This window comes from Bradyrhizobium sp. Kon58, assembly GCF_055807455.1.
This window is the reverse complement of sequence record NZ_JBVVOT010000488.1, coordinates 1-260: the sequence shown is the minus strand read 5'-3', so window position 1 is coordinate 260 and position 260 is coordinate 1. Positions and strand designations below refer to the sequence as shown.

Below are 260 nucleotides of genomic sequence, written 5' to 3'. Positions count from 1 at the left end.
GCGCACTGAGCCCTGCATTGTCCGGAAGTGCGGATCGGCGAGGGGAGTGTCCACCGATTGCAGCTGGATCGCATGGCCCATTTCGCGCCAGTCGGTGGCGATCATGTTGGTGGCGGTTTTCAGGCCCGTGGCGCGGCGGAATTCGGCCATGACTTCGCGGCCCGAGTAACCGTTTTCCGCACCGCAGGGGTCTTCGGCATAGGCGAGCACGTGATGCTGGTCGCGGCACAGGCGGATCGCTTCCTTGAGTGACCAGGCGC

Annotated in this window: 1 protein-coding gene; it reads right to left on the bottom strand. The window is 65.0% G+C overall.

What is annotated here, in order from left to right:
• On the bottom strand, nt 1-260 hold a 260-nt coding region (locus AC0L20_RS41240; protein ID WP_473295869.1), incomplete at both ends, for an enolase C-terminal domain-like protein.